Source organism: Bradyrhizobium sp. LeoB3 (assembly GCF_055456055.1).
Window position 1 is genome coordinate 1 of the sequence record NZ_JBVBEF010000349.1, and the last position, 643, is coordinate 643.

The following is a 643-nucleotide window of genomic DNA, read 5'->3' on the forward strand; positions in this document are numbered from 1 at the left end:
TGATGCAAGACCGCATCTACCGGATCGTCGAAATCTTCTTGCTACGCACGGCCGGACCATACATTGGGTCACTCGCGGCATTAGGATGCGGCGCTGAGCGAAGTCCGGTCTACCGTGGCGAGCCGACGTAACGATCTTCAACGCGGTCTTCAGCTATTGGAGGGGGCCGACGAAGAGGGCTCGCATCTTTGACGAATTTCGCTGTTGCAGCGCAACTACAGCCCGCCACCGTCGGAGCAAGGCGCTTTACAGAATAAAGACATTGGCCGACAGCTTCGGGAACTCAAAGCGCAGCCTGACGGTTTCTACTCAATGGAACGCCTACTCTATTTCCTTCCTGCTCATCCGCAACCTGCCTATATCCGATTTGGGACGAGCGCCCTCATCATGGTGTTCTTCATTCTTGTGCAAATGGGTCTGCAATCGCAAAGCGGCTTCGGCGGATTGTTCTTCCTTCTTCCCGGGATCTTTCTATGTGGCCTTCTGTTCGATCGCGCTAGCTCATTTTTCGGCACGGCACTCGCCACGCTATATGCGGTGTACGCCGCGCCCGCTGCACCGTGGATTGCCCATCTTCTACCTTTGGGATTCTTCGTTGCGACGGGTCTCGGTATCGGCCTAGTTGCAGAGGGATTTCGTAACG

At 55.7% G+C, this 643-nt stretch carries 1 pseudogene; it reads left to right on the forward strand.

The features are described from left to right. Positions 1-204 precede the first annotated feature (204 nt). A pseudogene (locus tag ACZXDY_RS46265) lies at positions 205-643 on the forward strand (hypothetical protein); the annotation flags it as partial.